General features: G+C 73.9%; 21 protein-coding genes. 12 read left to right on the top strand and 9 right to left on the bottom strand.

Annotation, left to right across the window (positions count from 1 at the left end):
- Nucleotides 1–92 precede the first annotated feature (92 nt).
- Both KBB57_RS13105 and KBB57_RS13100 read left to right on the top strand, forming a co-directional pair.
- Nucleotides 93–602: a PaaI family thioesterase gene (locus KBB57_RS13105; protein ID WP_290750888.1), complete on the top strand. Its 510-nt coding sequence runs from the start codon at nt 93–95 to the stop codon at nt 600–602.
- 13 nt (nt 603–615) lie between these two features.
- Nucleotides 616–1,962 carry an MATE family efflux transporter gene (locus tag KBB57_RS13100; protein ID WP_290750885.1) on the top strand — a complete coding sequence of 449 codons (1,347 nt, stop codon included), beginning with the start codon at nt 616–618 and terminating at the stop codon, nt 1,960–1,962.
- Between the two features lie 583 nt (nt 1,963–2,545).
- On the opposite strand, the gene KBB57_RS13095 is transcribed toward KBB57_RS13100, so the two are convergent.
- The 6 genes from KBB57_RS13095 to KBB57_RS13070 all read right to left on the bottom strand — a co-directional run bounded on the left by KBB57_RS13095 (nt 2,546) and on the right by KBB57_RS13070 (nt 10,831).
- Nucleotides 2,546–4,519, bottom strand: coding sequence for a lytic transglycosylase domain-containing protein (locus KBB57_RS13095; RefSeq protein ID WP_290750882.1), 1,974 nt, complete (start codon nt 4,517–4,519; stop codon nt 2,546–2,548).
- A gap of 80 nt (nt 4,520–4,599) precedes the next feature.
- Entirely contained in the window at nt 4,600–7,236 is a 2,637-nt protein-coding gene (gene mutS / locus KBB57_RS13090) for a DNA mismatch repair protein MutS (RefSeq protein WP_290750896.1), read from the bottom strand.
- 134 nt (nt 7,237–7,370) lie between these two features.
- Nucleotides 7,371–8,195 carry an NYN domain-containing protein gene (locus KBB57_RS13085; RefSeq protein ID WP_290750880.1) on the bottom strand — a complete coding sequence of 275 codons (825 nt, stop codon included), beginning with the start codon at nt 8,193–8,195 and terminating at the stop codon, nt 7,371–7,373.
- A 129-nt stretch (nt 8,196–8,324) separates the two neighbouring features.
- A complete protein-coding gene (locus tag KBB57_RS13080; RefSeq protein ID WP_290750877.1) occupies nt 8,325–8,786 on the bottom strand; it encodes a MaoC family dehydratase in 462 nt (153 codons plus the stop codon).
- Nucleotides 8,787–8,851: 65 nt separating this feature from the next.
- Nucleotides 8,852–10,060, bottom strand: coding sequence for an MFS transporter (locus tag KBB57_RS13075; protein ID WP_290750876.1), 1,209 nt, complete (start codon nt 10,058–10,060; stop codon nt 8,852–8,854).
- 282 nt (nt 10,061–10,342) lie between these two features.
- Nucleotides 10,343–10,831 carry a peroxiredoxin gene (locus KBB57_RS13070; protein ID WP_290750873.1) on the bottom strand — a complete coding sequence of 163 codons (489 nt, stop codon included), beginning with the start codon at nt 10,829–10,831 and terminating at the stop codon, nt 10,343–10,345.
- An 80-nt stretch (nt 10,832–10,911) separates the two neighbouring features.
- On the opposite strand from KBB57_RS13070, the gene KBB57_RS13065 reads away from it, so the two are divergent.
- The 3 genes from KBB57_RS13065 (at nt 10,912) to recQ (ending at nt 14,874) form a co-directional block, all read left to right on the top strand.
- Complete coding sequence (locus tag KBB57_RS13065) at nt 10,912–12,132, top strand: FAD-dependent oxidoreductase (RefSeq protein ID WP_290750870.1); 1,221 nt, start codon at nt 10,912–10,914, stop codon at nt 12,130–12,132.
- On the top strand, nt 12,132–12,695 hold the full coding sequence (gene rsmD, locus KBB57_RS13060; RefSeq protein WP_290750867.1) for a 16S rRNA (guanine(966)-N(2))-methyltransferase RsmD: 564 nt from the start codon (nt 12,132–12,134) through the stop codon (nt 12,693–12,695). Before KBB57_RS13065 ends, rsmD begins: the two co-directional genes overlap by 1 nt.
- A gap of 94 nt (nt 12,696–12,789) precedes the next feature.
- On the top strand, nt 12,790–14,874 hold the full coding sequence (gene recQ / locus KBB57_RS13055; RefSeq protein ID WP_290750865.1) for a DNA helicase RecQ: 2,085 nt from the start codon (nt 12,790–12,792) through the stop codon (nt 14,872–14,874).
- Nucleotides 14,875–15,397: 523 nt separating this feature from the next.
- Here the strand turns inward: recQ and KBB57_RS13050 are convergent.
- Together KBB57_RS13050 and KBB57_RS13045 are read right to left on the bottom strand one after the other, a co-directional pair.
- On the bottom strand, nt 15,398–15,604 hold the full coding sequence (locus KBB57_RS13050) for a hypothetical protein (protein WP_290750862.1): 207 nt from the start codon (nt 15,602–15,604) through the stop codon (nt 15,398–15,400).
- Entirely contained in the window at nt 15,601–16,947 is a 1,347-nt protein-coding gene (locus KBB57_RS13045; RefSeq protein WP_290750893.1) for a BCD family MFS transporter, read from the bottom strand. The genes KBB57_RS13050 and KBB57_RS13045 overlap by 4 nt, the downstream gene beginning before the upstream one ends.
- Nucleotides 16,948–17,196: 249 nt before the next feature.
- Here KBB57_RS13045 and KBB57_RS13040 point away from each other — a divergent pair, with 249 nt between their 5' ends.
- From KBB57_RS13040 to xylB, 6 genes are all read left to right on the top strand, one after another.
- On the top strand, nt 17,197–18,372 hold the full coding sequence (locus KBB57_RS13040) for a DUF2130 domain-containing protein (RefSeq protein WP_290750860.1): 1,176 nt from the start codon (nt 17,197–17,199) through the stop codon (nt 18,370–18,372).
- 503 nt (nt 18,373–18,875) lie between these two features.
- A complete protein-coding gene (gene hemA / locus KBB57_RS13035) occupies nt 18,876–20,090 on the top strand; it encodes a 5-aminolevulinate synthase (RefSeq protein ID WP_290750857.1) in 1,215 nt (404 codons plus the stop codon).
- A gap of 118 nt (nt 20,091–20,208) precedes the next feature.
- The gene (locus KBB57_RS13030) at nt 20,209–20,460 is read left to right on the top strand and encodes a (2Fe-2S)-binding protein (protein WP_290750854.1); all 252 of its coding nucleotides are present in this window, start codon (nt 20,209–20,211) and stop codon (nt 20,458–20,460) included.
- A 116-nt stretch (nt 20,461–20,576) separates the two neighbouring features.
- A complete protein-coding gene (bfr, locus tag KBB57_RS13025; protein WP_290750851.1) occupies nt 20,577–21,062 on the top strand; it encodes a bacterioferritin in 486 nt (161 codons plus the stop codon).
- Between the two features lie 273 nt (nt 21,063–21,335).
- A complete protein-coding gene (locus KBB57_RS13020) occupies nt 21,336–22,310 on the top strand; it encodes a TAXI family TRAP transporter solute-binding subunit (protein ID WP_290750849.1) in 975 nt (324 codons plus the stop codon).
- 195 nt (nt 22,311–22,505) lie between these two features.
- Nucleotides 22,506–23,957 carry a xylulokinase gene (gene xylB / locus KBB57_RS13015; RefSeq protein ID WP_290750846.1) on the top strand — a complete coding sequence of 484 codons (1,452 nt, stop codon included), beginning with the start codon at nt 22,506–22,508 and terminating at the stop codon, nt 23,955–23,957.
- On the opposite strand, the gene KBB57_RS13010 is transcribed toward xylB, so the two are convergent.
- Entirely contained in the window at nt 23,954–24,268 is a 315-nt protein-coding gene (locus KBB57_RS13010) for a hypothetical protein (protein WP_290750844.1), read from the bottom strand. The genes xylB and KBB57_RS13010 overlap by 4 nt on opposite strands.
- 161 nt (nt 24,269–24,429) lie before the next feature.
- Here KBB57_RS13010 and xylA point away from each other — a divergent pair, with 161 nt between their 5' ends.
- The gene (gene xylA, locus KBB57_RS13005; protein ID WP_290750842.1) at nt 24,430–25,731 is read left to right on the top strand and encodes a xylose isomerase; all 1,302 of its coding nucleotides are present in this window, start codon (nt 24,430–24,432) and stop codon (nt 25,729–25,731) included.
- Nucleotides 25,732–25,771 lie beyond the last annotated feature (40 nt).

The raw sequence follows: 25,771 nt of genomic DNA, 5'->3' as shown, positions 1-25,771 counted from the left end.
GTCGCCTTCGTCCGCGCCCATGCCTGGACCCGCTCGCCCGAGGACGCGGTCGCGGCCATGGCGGGCGCCTTCACCGTGGAGCGACCCGCCGCATGAGCCCGCGCGCCCCCGAGCCGGTCCAGGTCGTCAAGCAGCGCCGCGACGCCGCCCTCGCCCGCATGGTCGAGGCGGTGCCCTATGCCGGCTTCCTCGGCGTCACCTTCGAGCGCAAGGGCGACGAGTTGACCTCGCGCCTCGCCTACGACGAGAAGCTGATCGGCAACCCGATCCTGCCGGCGCTCCACGGCGGCGCCATCGGCTCGTTCCTCGAGATCGCCGCGATCATGGAGCTCGCCTGGGCGCAGGTCTGGGAGCGCATGGAATCTGGCGGCGCGGACGCCGAGGCGATCGACCGCGGCGAGTTCCCGCCGCTGCCGAAGACCATCGACTTCACCGTCGACTACCTGCGCTCCGGCCTGCCCCGCGACGGCTACGCCCGCGCCCGCGTCAACCGCATGGGCCGCCGCTACGCCTCCGTCCATGTCGAGGCCTGGCAGGACAACCGCAGCCGCCTCTTCGCCCAGGCGACCGGGCATTTCCTCATGGCCCCGAACGGCGCGTGAGCCGCCGCCCTCCATGGCCACGCCCGCGCCCGCCCCGACGGCCCCGCCGACCCCCGTCCCGATAACCCACCGCCGGGTGCTGGCGATCGCCCTGCCGATCGTGCTCTCGAACGCCACCATCCCGCTCCTCGGCGCGGTCGACACCGCCGTCGTCGGCCAGCTCGGCCAGGCGGCGCCGATCGGCGCCGTCGGCATCGGCGCGATCATCCTCGCGACGATCTACTGGGTGTTCGGCTTCCTGCGCATGGGCACCACCGGCCTCGTCGCGCAGGCCAAGGGCGCGGGCGACGTCGCCGAGACCGGCGCGCTCCTGATGCGCGGCCTCCTCGTCGCCTTCGCCGCCGGGCTCGTCTTCATCCTCGGGCAGGGCGCGATCTTCTGGGCCGCCTTCCGCCTCGCCCCCGCCTCGGCGGAGGTCGAGGCGCTGGGCCGCGCCTATCTCGCCATCCGCATCTGGGGCGCCCCCGCCACCATCGCGCTCTACGCCGTCACCGGCTGGCTGATCGCGCTCGAGCGCACCCGCGCCGTGCTCCTGCTCCAGCTCGCGCAGAACGGCCTCAACGTCGTGCTCTCGGTCTGGTTCGTGCTCCACCTGCACTGGGGCGTGCCCGGCGTCGCGGCCGCGACGCTGATCGCCGAGTGGTCCGGCCTCGCCCTCGGCCTCTGGCTCTGCCGCCCCGCCTTCGCCGGGCGGCAGTGGCGCGACTGGCCGCGGGTCTTCGACCGCGCCCGGCTCGCCCGCATGGCCGCGGTCAACGGCGACATCCTCGTCCGCTCGGTGGTCCTTCAGGCGAGCTTCACCACCTTCCTGTTCCTCGGCGCCGGCCTCGGCGACGTCACGCTGGCGGCGAACCAGATCCTCCTCCAGTTCCTCTCCGTCACCGCCTACGCCCTCGACGGCTTCGCCTTCGCCGCCGAGTCGCTGGTCGGGCAGGCCATGGGCGCCCGGCGCCGCGCCGAGCTGCGCCGCGGCGCCATCCTCGCCTCGGAATGGGCCTTCGCCGGCGCCGTGCTGATCGCGCTCGCCATCGCGCTGGCCGGCCCGCCGGTCATCGACCTGATGAGCACCGCGCCGGAGGTGCGGGCCGAGGCGCGCGCCTACCTGCCCTGGCTGGTCCTCGGCCCGCTGGTCGGCGTCGCCGCGTGGATGTTCGACGGCGTCTTCATCGGCGCGACCCGCACCCGCGACATGCGCGACGCGGCGCTGGTCTCGGTGGCGATCTACGCCGCCTCCCTCGCCGTGCTGATCCCGACCCTCGGCAACCACGGCCTCTGGGCGGCGCTCACCGTGCTGAACCTCGCCCGCACCGCCACCCTCGCCCGCCGCTACCCGGCGCTGGAGGCGGCGGCGGAGGCGTGAGGCGGGGTCCGGCGGCCGCCCGGCGTCGCCGGCTCTCCCGGGCGGCCAGGCCGGCCCCGCGATCAAAAACGGGACAGATCAAGCGAGTCCGGCGCCGCCCATGCGACCGGCAGGTTCCGCGATCCATGTCGTCGAACCGGACAGACCGGTCCGGACGGCCTCGCGCGACGCCACACTACACGACAGGAGCCGGTCGCCGCCCGAGCCCGCGTCGCTCCCCCCGACCGAAGCGGGCTCTGCCCGCGAGGCTGCGGCGCGACAAGCGAAAGCAAAGCTTTCGCCGCGCCGACGGCTGGAGCGCGGTGGCGCGGAAGCCGTCAGGGGTCCAGATTTCTCCGTCGCGCGCAATCCGTCCGTGATTGCCCCGGCGAGCGCGGAATCGCGCTCGCCCCCCGAGGGGCGATCGCGGACGGATTTGCCACGGGTCAAATCCGTCTGGCGTCACCGTCCCGCACTCTCCCGACCGGGGTTTCTCTCCACTGTCGTGCAGGCGCGACGCGCAAGGTCCCGTTTACGATTACACGAAATCAATGGCTTGGCGAATATTCACGCGTGAACACGCCCCGACTCCGCCCGACAGCCCCTACCCGGCGACGTGGATGTCCGAGGCGAGGCGGATCGGCGCCACCTGCCCGCCGAGGCGGGCGCGGTAGACGTGCAGGCTCTCCATCACCCGCATGACATAGTTCCGCGTCTCCTCGAACGGGATCGCCTCGATCCAGGCCACCGCGTCGACCCCGGGATCGCGCGGGTCGCCGTTCGCCGCCAGCCACTCGCGCACCCGCCCCGGGCCGGCGTTGTAGGCGGCGGCGGTCAGCACGTAGGAGCCGTCATAGGCCCGCAGCATCCGCGCCAGATAGGCGGTGCCGAGCGTGGCGTTGTAGAGCGGGTCAGCGGTCAGCCGCGCCTGCTCGAAGGGCACACCGAGCTTGCCGGAGACCTCCTCGGCGGTCGCCGGCATCAGCTGCATCAGCCCGCGCGCGCCGGCGGCGCTGACCGCCTCGGGATTGAACTCGCTCTCCTGCCGGGCGATCGCCAGCGCGAGCTCCGTCGGCACCGGCCAGGATCCGGCGGCGATGGCGTGGAGGGGGTAGTACTGGCTCGGCAGGATCACCCCGTCGGCGGCCGCGTCCTTGGCGATGCGCACGGCGAGGTGGGGCCGGCCGAGGTCGGCGGCCATCTGCGCCAGCGCCGCGCGCAGCCGCGGCGTCTGGCCCTCGCCCGCCTGCCGGAAGAACAGCGTCGCCCGCACGTCGTCGCCGGCGAGCTCGAGGAGCTGCGCCGCCTGCACCACCGAGCCGAGCGCGAACTGCCGCCCGCGCCAGCGCGGCGCCGCCGCGTCGCCGGCAAGCGCCGGGTCGGGCGACAGGCCGGCCCGCTCGGCGGAGAGCTGGCCGTAGAAGCTCGTCTGGTAGCGCCCGCCCTCGGTCCAGGCCGCCATGGCCGCCGCGTCGTCGCCGCGCGCCGCCTCGGCGAGCCCGAGCCAGTAGCCGGCGCGGCCGAGGCTGATCGGGGTGGCGACCGCCTCGCGGAAACGGACGAAATGCGCGGCCGCTGCGTCGGGGTCGTCCATCCGGGTCAGCGCGATGAACCCCGCCACCCATTCCGCGTCGGCGTAGTCCGCGCCGGAGGCGGCGTTCCCGTAGTTGGCCGCGGCCAGCGCATAGGCGCTCGCCACGTCGCCCCGGCGCAGCGCCTTGCGGGCCATGTCGGCGCGGCCCTTCATCCACATGTCGGGACGGCCGAGCGCCGCGGCCGAGGTGGAGCGCGCGATCAGGAACGCCTCCGCCTCGTCGGCGCGGTTGCGGGTCACCCGGTAGAGGTAGCGCTCGTAGGCGAGGCCGGGGTCGTCCTTCAGCGAGGCGGGCACGGCGTTCACCGCCGCGGTGAGGCCGTCCGTGTCGCGGCGGACGGCGATGCGGGCCTTGGCGAGCTTCCGCCAGCCCTCCGGGGCGCGCGGGATCAGCGCCTCCGCCTCGGCGCCGAGGCCGCGCCAGAGCAGCATGTCGAGGCGCTCGACCACCAGCGGCTCGACGAGGGCCTCGTGGGCGGCGAGGAGCGAGGCCTGGTCGGCGGCGCCGACCGGGACCTCGCGCCAGACCCGCAGGATCTCGGCGTCGGCCTCCGGCTGGCGCCCCGAGGCGGCGAGCGCCGCGGCGTAGCGCAGCGAGCCCGCGCCGGTCAGCGGCGGCTCGCCGGCGTAGAAGGCGATCACCTCGGGGGCCGTCAGGCTGGCGGGCATCGCCCGCTCGGCGTGGCGGCGGATCGGCGACAGGCCCGGCCAGCCGCGCTCGCGGGCGAGGAAGCCGCTCAGCTCGTCCCAGGTCCCCGCGCCCTCGCGCAGGCGGATCCACAGCACCACGTCGGCGGCGACGGCGTCGTCTAGCCCGGCGGCGAGGTCGTCGGCGGCCGGCCAGTCGGCGGCGTCGGCGGCGGCCAGCGCCGCGGCGAGGGCGTTGGCCTCGGCCTGGTCCGCCGTCTGGGTGCGCCCCGCCGGCGGCGCGACGAGCGCGGCGGCGCACAACAGCGGAAAGATCGCGAGCCTGATCCGGCGCATGCCCGTGCCTCGTTCGGGACCGTGTTTTGCCGGCACTATAGCAGGGCCGCGCGCCGTCGTCTCGGGCGATGCGGCCGCGGTCACCCCCCGAGCATCCCCCGCAGCTCGTAGAGGAGCGCCAGCGCCTCGCGCGGCGTCAGCTCGTCGGGATGGACGGCGCGCAGCCGGTCCTCGACGGCCGAGGGCGCCGGAGCGGCCGCGGGCGGCGGCGCCGCGGCGGCGGCGCTGAAGAGCGGCAGGTCGTCGAGCAGCGCGCGGGCGCGCGCCGAGGGCTCGCGCTCGCCCTTCTCCAGCATGCCGAGGATCGTCCGGGCGCGGTCGAGCACCGCGGGCGGCAGGCCGGCGAGCCGGGCGACCTGCACGCCGTAGGAGCGGTCCGCCGCGCCCTCGCGCACCTCGTGCAGGAACACCACCTCGCCCTTCCACTCCCGCACCGCCACCGTGGCGTTGCGCAGCCCCGGCAGCTTCGCGGCGAGCGCGGTCAGCTCGTGGTAATGGGTGGCGAAGAGCGCCCGGCAGCGGTTGACGTCGTGCAGGTGCTCGAGCACCGCCCAGGCGATCGAGAGCCCGTCATAGGTCGCCGTGCCGCGGCCGATCTCGTCGAGGATGACGAGCGCCCCCGGCCCGGCCTGGTTCAGGATCGCCGCGGTCTCGACCATCTCGACCATGAAGGTCGACCGCCCGCGCGCGAGGTCGTCCGCCGCGCCCACCCGGCTGAACAGCTGGTCGACGACGCCGATCCGCGCCGAGGCGGCCGGCACGAAGGCCCCGATCTGCGCGAGGATGGCGATCAGCGCGTTCTGCCGCAGGAAGGTCGACTTGCCGGCCATGTTCGGCCCGGTGATCAGCCAGAGCGGCCGCGCGCCCGGCCCGTCGGCCCCGGCCTCGCAGTCGTTGGCGACGAAGGCCGCCCCCGAGCGCCGCAGCGCCGCCTCGACCACCGGGTGCCGGCCGCCGGCGACCTCGAAGGCGCGGCCGGGGACGATCTCCGGCGCGACCCACGCCTCGGCGCGGGCGAGGTCGGCGAGCCCGCAGGCGACGTCGACCTCCGCCGTCGCGCGCGCCAGCGCCCCGAGCCGCCCCGCTTCAGTGAGGATCGCGGCCCGCAGCTCGCCGAACACCCGGCGCTCGATGGCGAGCGCGGCGTCGGCGGCGCCGAGGATGCGCTTCTCGATCTCGGCCAGCGCCAGCGTGGTGAAGCGCAGCGCGTTCGCCGTGGTCTGGCGATGGACGAAGAGGGCCGAGAGCGGCGGCGACAGCATCTTCTCGGCGTGGGTCGCCGGGGTCTCGATGTGGTAGCCGAGCACGTTGTTGTGGCGGATCTTCAGCGCCGCGATGCCGCTCTCGCGCACGTACTCGCCCTGCAGCTCGGCGACGACCCCGCGGCCCTGGTCGCGCAGGCGCCGGGTGTCGTCGAGCTCGGCGTCGTAGCCGTGGGCGACGAGGCCGCCGTCGCGCAGGAGCGCCGGCGGTTCGTCGACGAGGGCGGCGGCGAGGCGGGCTTCGAGGCCGGCCGGTCCGACGAGCGAGGCGGCGGCGGCGGTCAGGGCTTCGGGCGGCGTGGCGGGCGGGTCGGCGAGGAGGGCTTCGCGCAGGCGGCCTGCGGCGGCGAGCGCGTCGCGGACCGCGGCGAGGTCGCGCGGGCCGCCGCGGTCGAGGGCGAGCCGGGCGAGGGCGCGTTCGAGGTCGGGCGCGCGGCGGAGCGCCTCGCGCAAGCTCCGCAGGCGGTCGGGGTCGTCGACGAGATGCGCGACGGCGCCCTGGCGGGCGCAGAGGAGCGCGACGTCGGTCGAGGGGGCGGAGACGCGGGCTTCGATGAGGCGGCCGCCCGCGCCGGTCAGCGTGCGGTCGATGGCGGCGACGAGGGAGCCCTCACGGCCGCCGTCGAGGGCGCGGACGAGCTCCAGGTTGCGGCGGGTGGCGGCGTCGATCGCCATCGTGCCCCCCGGCGTCTCGCGGACCGGCGGGCGCAGGAGGGGGAGGCGGCCCTTCTGGGTCAGCTCGAGGTAGTCGACTAGGGCGCCGAGGGCGGCGGTCTCGGCGCGGTCGAAGGCGGCGAAGGCGTCGAGCGAGGCGACGCCGAAGAGCGCGGCGGTGCGGGCGGCGCCCGACGCGCTGTCGAAGCTCGACCGGGCGAGGGGCGCGGCGACGGCGCCGGCCTCGGCGACGAGTTCGCGCAGCTCGGGTTCCAGCGTCTCCGGCACGAGGACCTCGCGGGGGGCGAGGCGGGCGAGCATCGGGCCGAGGCGGGCGCGGGGGCAGGCGGCGACGGCGAATTCGCCGGTCGAGACGTCGGCCCAGGCGAAGGCGCCCTCGCCGCGCAGCTCGGCATAGGCGGCGAGCCAGTTGGCGCGGCGGGGCTCGAGCAGGCTGTCCTCGGTCAGGGTGCCGGGGGTGACGACGCGGACGACCTCGCGGCGCACGACGGATTTCGCGCCGCGTTTGCGCGCCTCGGCCGGGTCCTCCATCTGCTCGCAGACGGCGACGCGGAAGCCCTTGCGGATCAGCGTCAGCAGGTAGCCGTCGGCGGCGTGGACGGGCACCCCGCACATCGGGATGTCCCCGCCCTGGTGCAGCCCGCGCCTGGTCAGCGCGATGTCGAGCGCGGCGGAGGCGGCGACGGCGTCGTCGAAGAACAGCTCGTAGAAGTCGCCCATGCGGTAGAAGAGCAGCGCGTCGGCATGGTCGGCCTTGATGCCGAGGTATTGCGCCATCATCGGCGAGGGAGTGTCGTTCAAGGCGCGTCCGTCCGGCTCCGGTCGGAGGCGGTTATACAGGCTCGGGCCGGCGCGCCAATGGGGTGGGGTTCGGGCAGACGACCGAGCGAGCCGTTCGCGGCCCGAAGCCGGGCTCAGGGCTTGGCGGCCGCTGCCGGCAGGCTTGTCGGAACCGCCTTGTGACTATCGGCTTTGAGGCGAACCACAATCGGCCCCTGCCCGACGAGCTCCACCTCGACGATGCCCGAAGCCTTCACCAAATCCGAGAGCCGTGCAAATCCGTATTTGCGGGCATCGAAGCCCGGAGCCTGCTTGGACAGATGTGCCCCGACACTACAGAGATTCGCCCGCCCGTCGTTCCCGGCCGTCGCACGGATCGCCTCAGCAAGGATGCCGATCGCCCTGCGGTCGAGAGGAGCCTTGAGGGGAACCGCCGCGGGCGCAGGCGCGAGGCGAGCCGTCGGCAGCACCGTGACGCCGGAAGCCCGCGCCTCGCCCCGTTCGGCGCCGGGTTCGACCCTGGGCGCGGCCAGGAGGTCGAAGTACACGAACCTGTCACAGGCCGTGACAAAGGAGCGAGGCGTCTTGCGCTCGCCGAAGCCGTAGACCGTTATGCCCTGCTCGCGGACGCGGGCCGCGAGGCGGGTGAAATCGCTGTCGCTGGAGACGATGCAGAACCCGGAGAATCGACCGGTGTGGAGCAGGTCCATCGCGTCGATGATCATCGCGCCATCGGTCGTGTTCTTGCCGGTGACGTAGGCGAATTGCTGAACCGGCTGGATCGAATGCTCGAGCAGGCAATCCTTCCACCCGCTCAGGTTCGGCTGGGTCCAGTCGCCGTAGATCCGCTTCACGCTCGCCGTGCCGTAGGTCGCGACCTCGGCAAGCAACCCGCAGACGACCTTCGACGATACGTTGTCGCCGTCTATCAGGAGCGCAAGGGTCTGGTTCGCTCGCATTGGTCATCATCGTCGTCGGCTCGACAGGTATTCGGCCCGGAGATTGCCGATGTGTGAACGGGCGGCGGAATTTCGACAGCTTTCCGCGGACCGATGAACGGATGCGTTCGGGGCCAGGAGGTTCGGGGGCTAGGAAGACGGAGCGGTCGCCGGCCGGCGGAAGGCCATGACGTTGACGCGGAAGAGCTGGGCGGTCTCGCCGTCCTGGTTCCTCGTCTCGATGCGCATCGCCACCATGCCGCGGTCCGGGCGGGAGCGGGAGGGGGTGACCTTCTCCACCACCGCCTCGACGTGGAGCGTGTCGCCGGGCCGCGTCGGCCGCGGCCACGAGAGCTCGCCGCCGGCGCCGATGATCCCGCCCGCGAAGGGCAGGCTGTCGACGAGGAGCCGCATGGTCAGCGCCGCGGTGTGCCAGCCGCTCGCCGCCAGCCCGCCGAAGAACGAGCCCGCGGCCGCCGCCTCGTCGAGGTGGAACGGCTGCGGATCGAAGTCGCGGGCGAAGGCCTTTATCTCCCCCGCGTCGATCGTCCGCGCAGCGCTGACGAAGCGCTGGCCCTCGCGGAGGTCCTCCAGATGCAGCCGTCCGGTCATGCCCCTTCCTCCGCGTCGCCCGGCGGCACTCTGGCGCAGCCGGCGGGCGCCGGCAATCGGGAGCCTCACAGGCCCCGCGGCAGGTGGCGGAGCGACAGGATCCCGACCGCGGCGAGCAGCACGGCGAGGCCGGCGAAGGCGCCGGCGAAGCCCGCGACCTGCAGCAGGAAGAAGTAGGCGAGCGGCGGCAGCAGCTCGGAGGCGTCGAGATAGGTGCGGTAGACCGTGGTCATCGCCTCGCGCTCGTGGGCGCGCACGGCGCGCAGGTAGGGGATCGGCCCGAGCCCGTCGAGCATGGCGACGAAGAACGCCCCCGCCACCATCGCCGCGCCCGCCGCCGCCGGCGAGGCGAGGCTGGCGAGACCGGAGACGAGGGTGAGCGCCCCCGCGGCGAGGAAGGCCACGCCGATCACCCGCCGCACCGACAGCCGGCCGCCGAGGCGGCGCAGCACGAGGTTGTTGAGCAGCATCAGGTTGCCCGCGGCCACGGCGAGGCCGCCGGCGGTCGGCCCGAGGCCGCCCTCGACCATCAGGATCGGGATGTAGATGAAGAAGGTCACCCAGAAGGCCGAGCGGGCGAAGGCGATCGTCCAGGCGAGGCGCAGCCGCGGCTGCGCGGCGAAGCGGCGCACCGCGGCGATCGGGTGGCGCGGCCGCGGCGGGATGCGCGACGGGCCGGGGCGGATCGGGCCGCCCTCGCGCAGCCGCAGCGTCCAGAACGCGGCCAGCAGCGTCGCCACGGCGGCGAGGCTCAGGAGCGCCGGCGCGGCGACGCCGGCGCGCTGCATCAGCCAGACCCCGGCGAAGGGGCAGGCCGACCAGGCCAGCGTGGCGACCCCGAGCCGCAGCGGCTCGGAGCGGACGAGGTCCTGCCGGGCGATGTTGTCGAGGATGTAGAGGCTGAGCGTGACGTTGAGCATCGCCGCGCCCGAGGTCCGCGCGAGGAGCGCCAGCGGCAGCGACCAGCCGGCGCCGAAGCCCACGAGCGTGGCGCAGAGCCCGATCAGGCAGGCGCCGAGCGTGTAGGTCCAGCGCCGCGACAGGGTGCGGACGAGCGTCGGGATGGCGAAGCTGACCCCGAGCGCCGCCAGCGAGACGCAGGTATAGACGAGGCTGACCGTCTGCTTGTCGCGGAAGGCGGCATAGACGGTGAGCGGCAGCACGGTGACGAGCGAGGCCCGCGCGATCGACTCGAGCAGGAACAGCCCGGAGAAGGTCCAGGCGTCGGGCCGGTCGGCCTCGGTCAGGAAGGGATGGCGGACGTGGAAGGCCAAGGCTCGGCTCGCGGCTCCCGCCCTCTCCCGGCGCGGACGCGCCGGGACGGGGCTTGCATGACGCGCCGTCGCTTCCGTCGGGGATGGGGCGCGCCATTCCCGTCCGGCCTCCCGCGCGCGCCCGGACCCCGCCGGCCGCCGCTTCTCGACGCGAGTCGGTCAGTCCCGCGACGGCCGACCGGGCGCCGCTCCGGCCTGCGGATAGCTTCCGGTCTTCCGGATTGCTCCGTCAAACCAAAGGGGTGCCGCATGTCCCGCTGTGGGGCATCTTTCCGCCGGGGGTCAGATGGCCTCGAGCAGCGCCTCGCCGCCGCTCAGCTCGCACGCGCCGGGGTTGGCCTCGACGTTCAGCACCTTCACCACGCCATCCTCGGCAAGGGCGGCATAGCGCTTCGAGCGATTGTGGAACCCGCGCGACGGGTTGCTGAACTCGAGCCCGATCGCCCGGACGAAATCCGAGCCGGCGTCGCCGAGCAGCCGGATCCCCGCCTCGGTCGCCCCGGTCGCCTCGCCCCAGGCCCCGAGCACGAAGGGATCGTTGACCGCGATGCAGACGATCTCGTCGATCCCCTTCTCCCGCAAGGCCGGCGCGACGCGGATGAAGCTCGGGATGTGGCGGGTCGAGCAGACGCCGGTATAGGCCCCGGGCAGGCCGAAGAACGCCACGCGCCTGCCGGCGAAGACGGAGGCGGCGTCCACCTCGCGCGGCCCCTCGGGCCCCATCTCGACGAAGGTCGCGGAGGGAAGCTTGTCGCCGACGGCAAGGGTCATGGCAGCGGCCTTTCGAGGTTGCAGGGGGTTCCCCGGCCCATATAGACGGGGCGTCGCCCCATGGCCAGACGAGGAGCCCGATGGACGCCGAGACCGCCCGCATCGTCGTGGTCGGCGCAGGCCAGGCCGGCGCATCGCTGGTCGCGCGCCTGCGCGCCCTCGGCCATCGCGGGCCGCTGACCCTCGTCGGCGCCGAGCCCGAGCCGCCCTACCAGCGCCCGCCGCTCTCCAAGGCCTACCTCAAGGGCGAGATGGCCCGCGAGCGCCTGCACCTGCGCCCGCCGAGCTTCTACGAGGCCGAGGGGATCGCGCTCGTCACCGGCGTCGCCGCGACCGCCATCGACCGCGCCGCCCGCGAGGTGGCGCTCGCCGACGGGACGCGCCTCGGCTACGACCGGCTGGCGCTCGCCACCGGCTCGACGCCCCGCCGCCTGCCTGCCGCGATCGGCGGCGATCTCGACGGCGTCCTGACGATGCGCAGCCTCGCCGACGCCGACCTGCTCGCCACGCGGCTTGTCCCCGGCGCCCGCGCGGTCGTGGTCGGCGGCGGCTATATCGGGCTCGAGGCCGCCGCCGTGCTGGTCGGCGCCGGCCTCTCCGTGACGCTGATCGAGGCCGCCCCCCGCATCCTCGCCCGCGTCGCCGCGCCGGCCACGGCCGACTACTTCCGCGCCCTCCACCGCGGCCACGGCGTGGCGATCCGCGAGGACGCGGCGCTCGTCCGGGTGACCGGCGAGCGGCGGGCGACCGGCGTCGAGCTCGCCGGCGGCGAGATCCTCCCGGCGGATCTCGTCCTCGTCGGCATCGGCGTCGCCCCGGACGTCGAGCTCGCGGCCGCGGCGGGCCTCGCCGTCGAGAACGGCGTCGCCGTCGACGCCGAGGGCCGCACCTCCGACCCGGCGATCTTCGCCGCCGGCGACTGCGCGAGCTTCCCGCACGAGGGCCGCCGCATCCGGCTGGAGAGCGTCCCCCACGCCATCGAGCAGGCCGAGGCCGTCGCGAGCGCCATGCTCGACCAGCCCGTCCCCTATGCGGCGAAGCCGTGGTTCTGGTCCGACCAGTACGACGTAAAGCTGCAGATCGCCGGGCTGAACGCCGGCTGGGACCGCACCATCGTCCGGCCCGGGGCGCGGCCGGGGGCGGAGTCGGTCTGGTACTACGCCGGGCCGCGGCTGCTCGCCGTCGACGCGATGAACGACCCGCGCGCCTACATGACCGGCAAGCGCTGGATCGAGGCCGGCGTCTCGCCCGACCCGGACGCGCTCGCCGACCCGGCCGCCGACCTCAAGGCGCTCGGCTGATGCGCATCGTCGGCGGGTCCCGCCGCGGCACGAGGCTCGCCGAGCCCGGCGCCGGCGACCCGGCCGCGCGGCTGCGCCCGACCTCCGACCGGGCGCGCGAGGCGCTCTTCAACCTGCTCGCCCACGGCCCTTACGGCGACCCGGTCACGGGAGCGCGGGTCCTCGACCTCTTCGCCGGCACCGGCGCGCTCGGGCTCGAGGCGCTGTCGCGGGGGGCGGTCCACGCTGCCTTCGTCGAGACCGGCCGCCCGGCGCTGGCGCTCCTCGCCGCCAACATCGCCCGGCTGAGGGCCGCGGCCGAGACCGAGGTGATCGCCGCCGACGCGACCCGCCTCGGCCCGCGCAAGGCCGCGCCCTTCGGCCTGGTCTTCCTCGACCCGCCCTATGGCCGCGGCCTCGGCGAGCAGGCCCTCGCCGCCGCCCGCGCCGGCGGCTGGCTCGCGCCGGGCGCGCTCGTCGCCTGGGAGGAGGGCGGCGCGGTCACGCCGCCCGCGGGCTTCGCCCTGCTCGACGCCCGCCGCTATGGCGCGGCCACGCTGACGCTGCTCCGGTCCCTGGCATGACCGGCCGCGTTAAGCCGACCGCCGCGGGGGCGGAGACATTCCCGGCCCCGCGCCCTAGACTCCCCGCGACATGCCCGAAGGAGCCGGCCCCGAGGTGAGCACCGCCCTTAACCGCGCGAGCGGCGACTCCCGCGCGCTGCTGGCCGAGGTCTTCGGCTTCCCCGACTTCCGCCCCGGGCAGGAGGAGATCGTGACGGCCGTCGAGGCCGGCCGCGACGTCCTTGCCATCATGCCGACCGGCGGCGGCAAGTCGCTGCTCTACCAGCTCCCCGCGCTCACCCGGCCCGGCGTCACCCTCGTCGTCTCGCCGCTGATCGCGCTGATGCGCGACCAGGTCCGCGCGCTCCAGGCCGCGGGCGTCGCCGCCGGGGCGCTCACCTCGCAATCGACGCGCGAGGAGACGGACGAGACCTTCGACGCGCTCGACGCCGGGCGGCTGAAGCTCCTCTACATGGCCCCCGAGCGGCTGGCGGCGCCCGGCACGGCGGCGCTCCTGAAGCGCATCCGCGTCGCGCTCCTCGCGGTCGACGAGGCGCATTGCGTCAGCCAGTGGGGCCACGACTTCCGCCCCGACTACCTGCGCATCGGCGCGCTCCGGGCGAGCCTCGGCGGCGTGCAGACGGTCGCCTGCACCGCCACCGCCGACGCCGAGACCCGCGCCGAGATCGTCACGCGCCTCTTCGAGGGGCGGGAGCCCGCCACCTTCCTGCGCGGCTTCGACCGCCCGAACCTGACCCTCGCCTTCCGGCCCAAGCACGAGCCGCGGCGGCAGCTGATGGACTTCGTCGCCGCCCGCCGCGGCCGCTCCGGCATCGTCTACTGCGCCAGCCGCGCCCGCACCGAGAGCCTCGCGCAGGCATTCAACGCCGCCGGCCACAGCGCGCTCGCCTACCACGCCGGCCTCGACCCCGAGGCGCGCCGCGCCGCCGAGACCCGCTTCCAGCGCGAGGACGGGCTGATCGTCTGCGCCACCATCGCCTTCGGCATGGGGGTGGACAAGCCCGACATCCGCTACGTGGCCCACGCCGACCTGCCGAAGTCGATCGAGGGCTACTACCAGGAGATCGGCCGCGCCGGCCGCGACGGCGCCCCCGCCGAGACGCTGACCCTCTACGGCCCCGACGACATCCGCCTGCGCCGCGCCCAGATCGACGAGGGCCAGGCCCCGCCGGAGCGCAAGGCCGCCGACCACCGCCGCCTGAACGCGCTCCTCGGCCTCGCCGAGGCCCCGCGCTGCCGCCGCCAGACGCTGCTGGCCTATTTCGGCGAGCGCCTCGACCCGCCCTGCGGCAACTGCGACCTCTGCGCCGAGAAGCCGCCGCTCTTCGACGCCACCGAGGCGGCGCGCAAGGCGTTCTCGGCGATCCTGCGCACCGGCGAGAGCTTCGGGGCCGAGCACCTGATCGCCATCCTGCGCGGCGACGCGACCGAGAAGGTCACCCGCCGCGGCCACGAGCGGCTGCCGACCTTCGGCGTCGGCAGGGAGTTCACCGCGCCGCAGTGGAAGACCATCTTCCGCCAGCTGATGGGCCTCGACCTCATCCGCCCCGACCCCGCCCGCCACGGCGCGCTGCGGCTGACCGAGGAGGCCCGGCCGATCCTGCGCGGCGAGACCCCGCTGGAGCTGCGCGCCGATTCCGTCGCCCGCTCCCCGAGCCGCCGCGAGCCGGTGGCGCTGGTCGCCGAGGAGGACGAGGCGCTGCTCTCCGCGCTCAAGGCGAAGCGCCGCGCGCTCGCCGACGCGGCCGGGATGCCGGCCTATATCGTCTTCACCGACCGCACCTTGATCGAGATGGCGACCCAGCGCCCCGGGACGCTCGACGGGCTCGGACGCATCTCCGGCGTCGGCGCCGCCAAGCTGGCGCGCTACGGCGACGACTTCCTCGCCGTCCTGAACGGCGCGCCCCCGGCGCCCACGCACCCGGCGCGGGTGCGGCTCGCCGCCTCGGGCGGCGGCGCGCTCTTCGACCGGTTGCACGCGGCCCAGGTCGCGCTCGCCCGCGGCCCCGACGGCGGCGGCAAGCCGCTCAGCTGCGCCGCGACGACGCTGGCGCGGATCGCCGAGGCCCGCCCCCGCGACCTCGCCGCCCTCGCCCGGATCGTCGGCATGGACCCGCAGAGAACGGAGCGCTTCGGCGCCGCCTTCCTGGCCGCGGTCGAGGCGGAGGGCGCCGGCTGACGCCGGCCCCTGCCGCCTGCGCCGCGTCGGGAAGCGTCAACCTTCGCGACCGGAAGGTCCCACTGCACGACACCTGTCTGCTCTGCTGGATCCACGGGGCGCGCGCCGACCGACCGACCGACCGAAGCGGGCTTGCCCGCGAGGCCCGGCGCGACAGGCGAAAGCACGGCTTTCGCCGCGCCGACGGCTGGAGCGCGTTGGCGCGGAAGCCGTGAGGGGCGCCGATTTCTCCGGGAGCGCGCCATCCGTCCGTGATCGCCCCGGCGAGCGCGGAATCGCGCTCGCCCCCCGCAGGGGCGATCGCGGACGGATTTGCCACGGGTCAAATCCGTCTGGCGTCGGCGTCGCGGCCAGCCTCGGGCCGGGCTTCCTCTCCACTGTCGTGCAGTGTGCCGGAAGGTTGACGCCGCCAGGATTATCATTTGATTTCAGCACTTTAACTTGGATATCACGCGTGTTACCACGCCATGTCACGCCGCTTGCCCCCACGAGGGCCGCACTCCGCCACCGCCGGGGGAATGCCTCAGCAGTCGGTGATGCACTTGTTGTAGCTGGCGTGGCAGGCGGCCTTCTCGAGGTCGCTGCCGGCATTCGCCAGGCAGGCGTTGTAGGCCTTCTCGCAGGCGTCGAGGCAATCCGCCTTCGCGTCGGCGCGCTCTGAGGCGCAGCCGCAGCCGCAGCCTGCGTCCTTGACGGCGTCTCCCGGCCGGCTCGCGTCTTCCAGCGTCATGGGCTCTCTCCTCCGCGGGCCGGACTCGGCCCGGCGCCGCCATCCTCCACGATCGCCGCCGCCCCGCGCAAGCGATCTTGCCGGGGCCGCGCGTCGATGACCCGGAGCGCCAGCCCGGCCGCCAGCACGAAGAGCGCCGCCTCGGCGAGGAAGACGGCGCCATAGGCCTCCGCCGGCGAGCCCGTCAGCCGCCGCGCCACGTCGGCGGCGGCCGCCCCGACGAAGCCGCCGAAGCCGGCGGCCAGCGCCTGCGCCGCGCCCCAGAGGCCCATCCGCGTCCCCTCGCGCCCGGCGCGCCCCTCGCCGGCGAGCTGCATCATCGCGCCGACCGCCGCCACCGCGAAGACGCCGTTGGCGACCCCGAGCCCCGCGACCGCGACCCGGAGCGGCGCGCCCGGCCCGGCGAGCCCCGCCGCGGCGATCGCCGCCAGCGCCGCGGCCGAGCCGAGGCACCCCGCCGCCGTCCACGCCCGCAGCGAGCCGATCCCGAAGCCGCTGACCGCCGCGCCGACCGCGAGCATCCCGACGAACACCCCGCCGTTCTGCAACCCCGCCATCGCGGTGGACTGCCCCGGGGTGAAGCCGAAGACATGGCCGGCGAAGGGCTCGAGGATCAGCTCCTGCATGAAGTAGGCGGTCATCGACAGCGCGATCAGCAGCGTGAAGGCGCGCGCCCGCGGCTCGGCCCAGACCTGCGCCAGCGCGACCCGGAACGGCGTCCGCTCGCGCTCCGCCGCCCCGACGCCCAGCCCGCGCTCGATCCCGGCCAGCGCGACCGTCGCCGCCGCCACCGCGGCGACCAGCACGACGGCCACCACCTCGACGAGGCGCCGCGGCGAGTAGGGGTCGAGCGTCGCGCCGACGCCGGTCGCGGTCAGGGCCGTGCCGAGGATCATCATCAGCCAGACGATCGTCGCCGCCGCCGCCCGCCGCGCCGGGGCCACCGCCACGGCGAGGAGCGCGAGCAGCGAGGTGCTCGCCGCCCCGGCCCCGAAGCCGATCGCCACGAACCCCGTCGCCGCCAGAGCGATCCCCGCCCCGGGCCGCGCCGGCAGCAGCGCCACCGCCAGCGTCGCGGTCATGGCGCCGAGCGCGAGCAGCACGACGCCGCCGAGGATCCACGGCGTCCGCGCTCCGCCCGCGTCGGAGCGGAAGCCCCAGTTCGGCCGGGTCAGCTGCAGGACGTAGTAGAGCCCGACCAGCGCCCCCGGCAGCATGGCCGGCAGCGACAGCTCGACCACCATCACCCGGTTGAGCGTCGAGGTCGTCAGCACCACGATCGACCCGATCGCCATCTGGACGAGCCCGAGGCGGAAGACCTGCCCCCAGCCGAGCCTGCGCATCGCCGCCTCCTCCGCGCCGCCCTCCAGCGCGCCACCGGGTCGCGACCGGACCAGCGGCGGGACGGCGCCGGGGTTCCGGCCTGTCTCCGGCATCCTGACCTCTCCTGTCGGGAACCCCTTCTACCACGCGCCGCGCCGCCGGCGGAAGCGCCCCGGCGCGCCGGGTTACCCATCCTCGCGCAAGCCCTTGTCGAACGAAAAAAGAACGGCCACTATGGGTGGGACAGATCCGCTTGCCCGAGGCGCGCCATGTCCGAACCCATCCTGACCTGCCCCTGCTGCGGGACCGCCATCCCGCTAACCCAGTCGCTGGCCGCGCCGCTGCTCGCCGCCGAGCGCAAGGAGATCGCCTCGCGCGAGGCGGCGGTGGCGCGGGCGCAGGCGGGGCTCGACGGCGAGGTCGCGGCGCGGGTCGAGGCGGAACGGACGCGGCTCGCCGCCGAGGCGGCGGCCGGCGCGGCGGCGGAGGTCGCGGCGATGCGGGGCAAGCTCGCAGAGGCGCAGGCGGCGCAGGCCGAGGCGCTGCGGCGCGGGCGCGCGCTCGAGGAGGCGCGGCGCGAGCTCGACCTCACGATCGAGAAGCGGGTGACCGAGGGCCTCGCCGCGGCGCAGGGCGCGGCGCGGGCGCAGGCCGAGGAGGCGATGCGGCTGAAGGTCGCCGAGAAGGAGCAGCTGATCGCCGGGATGCAGCGCACGATCGACGAGCTGAAGCGGCGGGCCGAGCAGGGCAGCCAGCAGCTCCAGGGCGAGGTGCTGGAGCTCGACCTCGAGGCGGCGCTCGCCGGGCGCTTTCCGGCCGACGCCATCGAGCCGGTGGGCAAGGGCGTCGCCGGGGCGGACGTGGTCCAGCGCGTCGCCGCGCCGGGCGGCGGTCGCGCCGGCGTCATCCTGTGGGAGACCAAGCGCGCCCGCGTCTGGCAGGACGGCTGGCTCGCCAAGCTCCGCGCCGACCAGCGCGGGCTCGGGGCCGAGGTCGCGGTGCTGATCTCCGAGGCGCTGCCGAAGGGGCACGACGGCTTCGGGCTCGTCGACGGGATCTGGGTCGCGCCGCCGGCGCTGGCCCTGCCGCTGGCGGCGGCGCTGCGCGGCGCCTTGCGCGACCTCGCGGCGGTGCGGGCGCAGCAGGAGGGGCTCGGCACCAAGACCGAGCTCGTCTACGACTACCTGCGGAGCCCGCGCTTCCGGCACCGGGTCGAGGCGATCGCCGAGCGGTTCACCGACATGGCGGCCGATCTCGACCGCGAGAAGCGGACCATGCAGAAGCTGTGGGCCCGCCGCGAGATGCAGATCTCGGGGGTGCTCGACGCCACCTACGGCCTCTACGGCGACCTGCAGGGCATCATGGGCAAGGCGCTGCCGGCGATCGAGGGGCTCGACACGCCGCTCCTCGACGCCCCGGAGGAGGGGCTGCACGCGGCGGAATAGCCCCGAGCGTCGGAGCGTTCGCAGGGGCCAGATGCGGACGGGCGGCATCTCGATCATTTTTGTGTGCGCGCAAATATAGCGCCGCATTCGCGGCGCCGTTCGACTCACTTCGAGCTTGCACCTCTCCGCCCCCAACCGCTCCGCGTCCTTCGCCCTGGCCGGCCGGCCCGACGCGCGGCCACCGGGGCAAGGTTGATCCGCATCAACGACGCGGTAACCCCCGCCGGGCTAGCAGGGGGGATGCGCCAGCCGACCCTTCGAGCGATCCCGACCCGGCGCGCCCCCGCGGAGGCGGCGCCCGGGCTCCAACTTTTGTCGTGGTCGACTCACGGGAAATCAATGGCTTGCCGAATTTTCACGCGTGAACAGAAGCTGCTTCGCCGGGCGGGAAGGTTGACTTTCGCGCCCCGGCGCCCGATCGAACCGGAGACGCGCCGGGCCCCCGCCCGTTCCGGCGCCGTCCCACGGCTGCCGCGCTGCGCGGCGAACGAAGGACGCAAGCGATGAGCTACGACGCGCTGTTCCGCGAGCAGCTGGACGCCCTGAAGGCCGAAGGCAACTACCGGGTCTTCGCCGAGCTGGAGCGCCGCGCCGGGGCCTTCCCCGCCGCCGTCCGCCATGCGGGGGATCGCCGGGGCGAGGTCACCGTCTGGTGCTCGAACGACTATCTCGGCATGGGCCAGCACCCGGACGTGCTCGCGGCCATGCACGAGGCTCTCGACCGCTGCGGCGCCGGCGCCGGCGGCACCCGCAACATCTCCGGCACCAACCACGACCACGTGCTGCTCGAGGCCGAGCTCGCCGACCTGCACGGCAAGGAGGCGGCGCTCCTCTTCACCTCCGGCTACGTCTCGAACTGGGCGAGCCTCGGCACCCTCGGCGCCCGCCTGCCCGGCGCGGTGATCCTGTCGGACGCGCTCAACCACGCCTCGATGATCGAGGGCATCCGCCATTCCCGCGCCGAGCGGCGGATCTGGCGGCACAACGACCCCGCCGACCTCGACCGCCAGCTCGCGGCCATCGCCCCCGACCGGCCGAAGATCGTCGCCTTCGAGAGCGTCTACTCCATGGACGGCGACATCGCCCCCATCGAGGAGATCGTCGAGGTCGCGGAGCGCCACGGCGCGATGACCTATCTCGACGAGGTCCACGGCGTCGGCCTCTACGGTCCCCGCGGCGGCGGCGTCGCCGAGGAGCGCGGGCTGATGGACCGCATCGACCTGATCGAGGGCACGCTCGGCAAGGCCTTCGGCGTCGTCGGCGGCTACATCGCCGGCTCCGCCGCGCTCGTCGACTTCGTGCGCAGCTTCTCGAGCGGCTTCATCTTCACCACCGCGCTCCCCCCCGCCGTAGCCGCCGGCGCCCGCGCCTCGGTGCGCCACCTCAAGGCCAGCCAGGTCGAGCGCCTGCGCCAGCGCCGCCAGGTCGCCCGCCTGCGCGAGCGGCTCGACGCGATCGGCATCCCGCACCTGCGGAACCCCAGCCATATCGTGCCGGTGATGGTGAAGGACCCGGTCAAGTGCAAGATGATCTCCGACATCCTGCTCGACGAGTTCGGCATCTACGTGCAGCCGATCAACTACCCCACCGTGCCCAAGGGCTCGGAGCGGCTGCGCTTCACCCCCTCGCCGCTCCACGACGACGCCGACCTCGACCGGCTGGTCGCCGCCCTCGGCAGCCTGTGGTCGCGCTGCGCGCTGTCGCGGGCCGTCGCCTGAGGCTTGATTTTTCCGACCTTAACTGTCAGGTTTGCCCTGACAACTGAATCGGTCGGGAATTCGCCGTGACGCAGCGCATCCGAATCGCCGTGACCCCCGGATCGGGCGGGCGCCGGCCGTGATCGTCTGCTCCTGCACCGGCGTCACCGACCGCGACATCCGCCAGGCCATCGCCTGGATGCGGGCGTCGGATCCCTTCACCCTGATCACTCCCGGCAAGATCTACCGCGCGCTCGGCAAGGCCGCCGATTGCGGCGGCTGCATCCGGCTCTTCATCGAGCACATGCGCGCCGACGAGAACTTCGCCGTGCCGGTGGAGCTGCGAAACCTGCGCGGGACGGCGCGGATGCGCAGCGTCGAGGAGGCCTGAGCCGAGGACAGGCAGGGCCGTTTTAGAACGATTCCATATTGCGGGTCCCCCCGGGCTCCCGTAGGTTGTCCGTGCGCGGGCGATCCACCCCGCGGCCGCATCGAAGGGGACGACCGATGAAGGGTGACAAGGGGGTCATCGAGTACCTCAACAAGGGCCTGCGCAGCGAGCTGACCGCGGTCAGCCAGTACTGGCTGCACTACCGGCTGCAGGAGGACTGGGGCCTCGGCAAGCTCGCCAAGAAGTCCCGCGCCGAGTCGATCGAGGAGATGGGCCACGCCGACAAGCTGATCGCGCGCATCATCTTCCTCGAGGGCCATCCCAACCTCCAGACCCTCGACCCGCTGCGCATCGGCGAGACGCCGCGCGAGACCGTCGAGGCCGACCTCGCCGCGGAGCTCGACGCCGTCACGCTCTACAAGGAAGCACGCGACTACTGCGAGAAGGTGCGCGACTACGTCTCGAAGAACATCTTCGAGGAGCTGCTCACCGACGAGGAGGGCCACGTGGACTTCCTCGAGACCCAGCTCGACCTGATGGATCGCATCGGCCAGCAGAACTGGGACCAGCTGAACGCCGAGGCGACGAACGAGGTCGAGTGAGCCTTTCCGGGGGGCCTTCAGGCCCCCGCGCCGCGGCCGCGCCGGCAGCCCTCGGGGCTCGCCGGCGTTGTTGTCTCCGGGGCCTCCGGATCGCTGGCGCTCCCGCGCGGCTGGGGAGATTGCAGCATGTCTTGAGCACACAAGTCATTCCAATGGCTTGACCTATGTCGCACCGGGCGACATCGGGCCCCGCCGTCGGTCGGCGGGGTGGAAGCAGGGCCGGCCCCGCGCTACCCTTTGGACGAGACGCCCCAACGCCGGACGGCCGCCCCTATGACCCTGCTCCGCACCGCCCTTCTCGGCCTCGCGCTCTCTCTTGCCGGCCTTCCGGCCGGCGCGGCGGAGGAGGGCGACGGGCTGGTCCTGGTCATGGCGACCGGCGACGTGACCGGGGCCTATTTCCCGGCGGGGGTCGCCCTCTGCCGCGTGGTGAACGAGGGCCGGCGCGACCATGGCCTGCGCTGCTCGGCCGTCCCCTCGGCGGGCTCGATCGCCAACCTCGCGGCCCTGCGCGCCGGCGAGGTCGAGCTCGCCATCGCCCAGTCCGACGCCGAGGCGGGCGTCTTGCCCGGGACGGGCCCCTTCGCGCAGACGGGCGCGTTCCCGGATCTGCGCGCCGTCGCCGCGCTCTACCCCGAGCCGCTGACGCTGGTGGCGCGGGCGGACGCCGGGATCGCCGGCGTCGCCGACCTCGCCGGCAAGCGCGTGAGCGTGGGGCCGGAGGGCGGCGGCCAGCGGGCGCTGATCGACGCGCTGCTCGCCCGCCTCGGCTGGCGCGAGGGCGCGTTCGAGGCGCAGGCGCTCGCCACCTCGGCGGCGGTGAGCGCGCTCTGCCAGGGGCAGATCGACGCCTTCTTCGTGACGCTCGGCCACCCGGCGCTCGCCGTCCGCGAGGCGGTCGACGGCTGCGGCGCGACGCTGGTCCCCCTCGCCGGGCCGGAGGTCGACGCCGTGGTGGCGGCGGATCCCGCGCTCTTCACCACGGCGATCCCGGGCGGGCTCTATCGCGGCGTCGACGCGGACGTGCCGAGCTTCGGCGTCGGGGCGGCGCTGCTGACGCGGGCCGACGTGCCGGAGGCCGAGGTCGAGACGGTGACCGGGGCGATCCTCGACAACCTGCCCGCGCTCGCCGGCTTCGAGCCGACGCTGGCCGGGCTCGACCCGGTGGAGATGCCGCGCCGCGGCCTCGTCGCTCCGCTCCATCCCGGCGCGGCGGCGGCCTATCGGGCGCGCGGGCTCATCGACTGAGCCTGCGCGGTTCGCCAAGGATACCAGCGTCTTGGGCGGAGGGCGGCCGGGCGGCCGATTGACAAGGCGCGGCGGCGCGGGGATGGTGTGCGGCAGGTTCCGGGCAACAAGGGACCGCGCCGGCGGCGATGCGCGGGAGGATCGCAGGATGACAGCGACGGACGGAGGCCGCGCCCCGAGCGGGCGGGCCGGGCGATGAGCTATCTCGGCATCGACATCGGCACGTCCTCGGTGAAGTCGGCGCTGTTCGACGCGCGCCAGCGGCTGATCGGCCAGGCCTCGGCGCCGCTCGAGGTGTCGCGGCCGCAGCCGGGCTGGTCGGAGCAGGACCCCGAGGCCTGGTGGCGCGCGGTCGAGGCCACGGTCGACCGGCTGGCGGCGGAGCACGGGCTCGCGGGCCTGCGCGGGATCGGGCTCTCCGGGCAGATGCACGGCGCGGTGCTGCTCGACGCGGACGACCGGGTGCTCCGGCCGGCGATCCTGTGGAACGACGGACGGTCGGGGGCGGAATGCGCCGCGATCGAGGCGGCGTTCCCGCGCTCGCGCGAGGTGGCCGGCAACATCGCGATGGCGGGATTCACGGCGCCGAAGCTCGTCTGGGTGGCGCGGCACGAGCCGCAGGTCTTCGAGCATGTCTCGGCGGTGCTGCTGCCGAAGGACTACGTGCGGTTCCGGCTGACGGGGCACCACGTCTCGGACATGTCGGACGCCTCGGGGACGCTGTGGCTCGACGTGGCGGCGCGGGACTGGTCGGACGACCTGCTGGAGGCGACCGGGCTCAACCGCGGGCAGATGCCGCGGCTGGTCGAGGGCTCGGCGCCCTCGGGCGAGCTCCTGCCGGAGCTGGCGCGGCGCTGGGGCGTGACGGGGCCGGTCGTGGTCGCCGGGGGCGCGGGCGACAACGCGGCGGCGGCCTGCGGCGTGGGGGTGGTGACCCCGGGCTCGGCCTTCGTGTCGATCGGAACGTCGGGGGTGCTCTTCGTCTCCAACGCCAGGTTCTCGCCGAACACCGCGGGCGCGGTGCATGCGTTCTGCCACGCGATCCCGGAGACGTGGCACCAGATGGGCGTGATCCTGTCGGCGGCGGACAGCCTGGAATGGCTGTCGCGGATCACCGGCCAGAGCGCCCGCGACCTGGCGGCCTCGGTGGGAACGCCGGCGGCGGCGTCGCCGGTGGCGTTCCTGCCCTATCTGTCGGGCGAGCGGACGCCGCACAACGATCCCGCGGCGCGGGGGGCCTTCGTCGGGCTGGCGCAGGCGCATGGCGCGGCGGATCTGGCGCAGGCGGTGATGGAGGGCGTGGCCTTCGCCTTCGCCGACTGCCAGGCGGCGCTGGCCGCGGGGGGGACGGATTTCGAGAGCGCGCTGGCCGTGGGCGGCGGGTCGCGCTCGGAGGCGTGGCTGCGGATCATCGCCTCGGCGCTCGACCGGCCGCTGCGGCTGGCCGCGGACAGCGACATCGGCGCGGCTCTCGGCGCGGCCCGGCTGGCGCTCTGCGCGGCGGAGGGGGCGGACCCGCGCGAGGTCTGCGCAGCGCCAGAGACGCTTCGGGTGATCGAGCCGGACCCGGGGCTGGCCGCCTCGTATCGCGAGGCGCTGGTCCGGCACCGGGCGCTCTACCCGGCGCTCAAGGGGGCGGCGGGCTAGGGCAGGACCTTGATGAGCGTCACCGTCAGCCCGACGATCCCCAGCGCCTGCACGAGCATGAAGCGGAACATCTCCGCCTTGAGGTCGGCGAGATCCCTCTTTAGGGCGCTGACCTCGGACCTCAACTCGGTCCGCGCGTCCGCGAGGGCGAACTGCAGCTCGGACTTGCTCGCAAGCAGGTCGGACCGCACCACGAGAATGTCGCCCTTGGTCGCGACGTCGGAAATGTCCAGATCGGCGAAGCCGCCCGCGATCGCCTCGGCGGCGTTGTGGTCCATACCGGCGTCGGTGAGCTTGCGCACGAACTTCAACGTATCGATCCTGAACGTTGCCGATATGCTTCCCGCTCCCCAGCGTAGCATAGGCCGGCGGGCGCGTCATCCGGCCGCCGAGCGGGATCAAGCCACGAACACTGGGCCTTGCGGAGGCGCCGCGGGCCGCCTTGGTAAAGCCTCAACCGAAAGGCCAGGACATGAGCGACTTCTTCGCCGGCATCGGCAAGGTCCCCTTCGAGGGGCCGGAGAGCGACGACCCGCTTGCTTACCGGTATTACGAGCCGGCGCGGGTGGTGCTCGGCAAGACGATGGAGGAGCAGCTTAGGATCGCCGTCGCTTACTGGCATTCCTTCGCGTGGCCGGGGGGCGATCCGTTCGGGGGGCAGACGTTCGAGCGGCCGTGGTTCGACGGCGGGATGGAGGCGGCGCGGCTGAAGGCGGATGTCGCCTTCGAGATGTTCTCGATCCTCGGGACGCCGTTCTACACCTTTCACGATCGCGACGTGGCGCCGGAGGGCCGGAGCCTCGCGGAGTCGTCGCGGAATGTGCGCGAGATCGCCGATATCTTCGCGAAGAAGCAGGAGGAGACGGGCGTAAGGTTGTTGTGGGGCACGGCCAACCTGTTCTCCAACCGACGCTTCATGTCTGGCGCGGCGACCAATCCCGATCCGGACGTCTTTGCCTATGCGGCGGCGCAGGTGAAGGATGCGCTGGATGTGACGCACCGGCTCGGGGGGGCGAATTATGTGCTCTGGGGTGGGCGCGAGGGGTATGAGACGCTGCTCAATACCGACATGAAGCAGGAGCTCGACCATGCCGGGCGGTTCCTGTCGATGGTGGTCGACTACAAGCACAAGATCGGGTTTCCTGGCACGATACTTATCGAGCCGAAGCCGCAGGAGCCGACGAAGCATCAGTACGACTATGACGTCGCCACGGTGTTCGGATTTCTCCAGCGCTTTGGGCTGGAGAAGGAGGTGAAGGTCAATATCGAGGTCGGCCATGCGGTGCTGGCGGGCCATTCGTTCGAGCACGAGATCGCCACGGCGGCGGCGCTCGGGATCTTCGGGTCGGTGGACGCGAACCGTAACGATTATCAGTCGGGATGGGATACGGACCAGTTCCCCAATAACGCGCCGGAGATGGCGCTCGCCATCTATTACATCCTCAAGGCGGGCGGGCTCACCACGGGCGGGTTCAACTTCGATTCCAAGATCCGGCGGCAGTCGCTCGATCCGCAGGACTTGATCGCGGCGCATGTCGGCGGCATCGACATCTGCGCGAAGGCGCTGCTGGCCGCGGCGGCGATGACCGAGGACGGCGGGCTCGCGAAGGCGCTGAAGGAGCGGTATGCCGGCTGGGAGAGCGCCGAGGCGCAGGCGATGCTGGGGTCGGATCTGGAGACGATCGCGGCCCGGGTCGACAGGGAAGGGCTGGAGCCGCAGCCGCGGTCGGGGCGGCAGGAGATGCTGGAGAACTGGGTCAACCGGTTCGTGTGACGCCCCCGTCCCGGTTTCCGGCCATCCTGCTGGAATGGCC

It is taken from the genome of Amaricoccus sp., from assembly GCF_017993425.1.
Taxonomy (GTDB): Bacteria; Pseudomonadota; Alphaproteobacteria; order Rhodobacterales; family Rhodobacteraceae; genus Amaricoccus.
The sequence above is the reverse complement of the archived record's forward strand: the minus strand, read 5'-3'. Positions and strand labels throughout refer to the sequence as shown.